Below are 2,237 nucleotides of genomic sequence, written 5' to 3'. Positions count from 1 at the left end.
GAAGGTGTCGCGGTCATAAAAAGCCGGGTCGCGCAGACCGTCCACGAACACGTCGCCGGTCGACTGCAGGGCAAAACCGCGCAGGCGGATGTCTTCTTCGCCGCCCTCGGCGGCCATGAAGGTGATGCCGGCGGTGTTCTTCAACACATCCTTCAGCGTGTCCAGATTGCGGTCATCGATCAGCCGCTCGGTCACCACGGTGATCGACTGCGGGATGTCGCGCAGCTCTTGTTTGCCTTTGCCGATGCGGGTGTCGGTGGCCTGGTAGTCGTCTTTGCCGGACTTCTCGGCGCTGGCCTTGGTGCGCACGATCGGCAGGGCGTCTGCAACGGCGGCTGGCGCGGCGGCTTGCGCATGGGCGCCGGAGGCGAGGCCGAAGCCGGCCGCCAATGCGCCGAGCGGCAGCAGGGCGCTGCGTATTTTTTTGGTGGACATGGGCAAATAACTCCAGTGAAGTGAAAGTAGGGGCGAAAAACAGCCAGCCTGCCTACCTGTTAGATGGCAGGCTTGGCATCGGCGGGACAAAAGGGGGTAGGCGGGCGAGCGGCTGGCGGTTCAGCGCGCGGGCGCTAACTAACGAATCAATTCGTAGGACAGCAAGGCGGTGGTTTCCCAGTCCAGCGGCTGGCCGTTTTCCAGATAGGGCGCAAAGCGCGCGGTCCGAATGTCTTGCAGCGCTTGGGCGTCGATGCGCTCAAAGCCGGAGCTTTTCTTCACGCTGGCGTCCTTCAGCTGGCCGCGGGCATCAACGACGATGCGCAAATGCACGATGCCGGACTCACCCAAGCGGCGCGACAGCAGCGGCACCGTCAACCTGGGCTCGGCCACATAACGAACCGCATTCGGCGCGATCTGCTTGACGGCCGGCGGTGCTGGGGCGGGCGCGTGCACCGCCACCGACCCGGCCGCTTCGGGCGCCCGCGCCTGCTCCTGCTGCACCGGCGCGTAGACCGCGGTCGGCGTCAAACTTGGCGACAAATTGGTGTTGAAGGTCGGGATGGCCAAGTGCATCACCGGCGGCGCGGGAGCCAGCAGCGGTGTCGGCAGCTTGAGCTTGGGAGGCTGCTGCTGCCGCTCGGCTTGCGCCGCCAGCAGATTGACGGTGATGGGCACCGGCTGAGGCGTCAGCGCCGGACGGAAGTGCGTGCGCAGCAGCAACCACGCCAGGCCCATATGCAGGGCCAGCACGGCCAACATCAGGGCACGGCGTCGGCGCAGCTGCGCGGCGCTGGCTGACCAATGCAGTGGCGTTGGCCTGTCAGCCAAGCCCAACTCGGCCGGCTTGGGGCCGGGTTTAGGAGGAGTGGGCGCTATCGCCTTGGGCGGCGACCCAAAGTCCTCAATCGAAGCAAGTGCACTGGTCACGGCAAGTGGGCGCCAAGGCGCTTAAAACTGGTGCCGTGATGTTAACAGTAATGAGAACGATTGTTATTTGCGTTTAATTGAGCGTCGCCAATTTGCGACGGCAAGGGCCGCTCTAGTGCGTATCTAGTGCGGCCCTTATCACCCTCAATGCGAATTCGCCTTCAGCTTCGGTGCCGTGTACAAGCTCAGCACCATGGTGACGGCGAGGATGGTGACCACCGCACCGAGCGAGATCAGCACCGGGATCTTGATGATGTCGATCAAGATCATCTTGCTGCCGATGAAGGCCAAGACCACCGCCAAACCGTAGCTGAGCAGGTGAAACTTGGTCGCCATGGCGGCCAGCAGGAAATACATCGCGCGCAAGCCCAGGATCGCGAAGATGTTCGAGGTCAGCACGATGAAGGGATCGTCGGTGATGGCAAAGATGGCCGGGATCGAGTCGACCGCGAAAATCACATCGGTCATGCCGATCAGCGCAATCACCAGCAGCAAAGGCGTGGCCATGCGCTTGCCGTTTTCGACCGTGAAAAAGCGCTCGCCGTCAAAGTTCTGGCTCACCGGCATGGTGCGGCGCAACAGCTTCAGCGCCGGGTTGGCTTCCAGATCAGGCTCCTTGCCGGCGGCCCACCACATCTTGATGCCGGTGATCAGCAAGAAGGCGCCGAACAAATACAACACCCAGTGGAACTCGGCAATCAGATAGCTGCCGACCAGAATCATCACCGTGCGCAGCACGATGGCGCCGATGATGCCGTACATCAGCACCCGTTTTTGGTACTCGGCCGGCACCGAGAAGTAGGTGAAGATCATCAGGAAGACAAAGATGTTGTCCACCGCCAACGACTTCTCAATCAGGTAGCCGGTTAAGA

At 62.3% G+C, this 2,237-nt stretch carries 3 protein-coding genes; all 3 read right to left on the bottom strand.

All coding sequences use genetic code 11. The annotated features are described in order from the left end of the window. Positions 1 to 435: TonB-dependent receptor plug domain-containing protein (locus RMO57_RS00110; protein ID WP_310383139.1), on the bottom strand; the 435-nt coding region annotated here is incomplete at its 3' end. A 138-nt stretch (positions 436 to 573) separates the two neighbouring features. Further along, positions 574 to 1,365, bottom strand: a complete 792-nt coding sequence (locus RMO57_RS00105) for an energy transducer TonB (protein WP_310383137.1) — start codon at positions 1,363 to 1,365, stop codon at positions 574 to 576. 144 nt (positions 1,366 to 1,509) lie between these two features. Beyond that, positions 1,510 to 2,237 (bottom strand): TerC/Alx family metal homeostasis membrane protein (locus RMO57_RS00100; protein ID WP_310383135.1); only part of this gene is annotated, 728 nt, incomplete at its 5' end.

It is taken from the genome of Roseateles sp. (genome assembly GCF_031397715.1).
Classification (GTDB): Bacteria; Pseudomonadota; Gammaproteobacteria; order Burkholderiales; family Burkholderiaceae_C; genus Paucibacter_A.
This window is presented reverse-complemented; position numbering and strand designations above follow the sequence as displayed.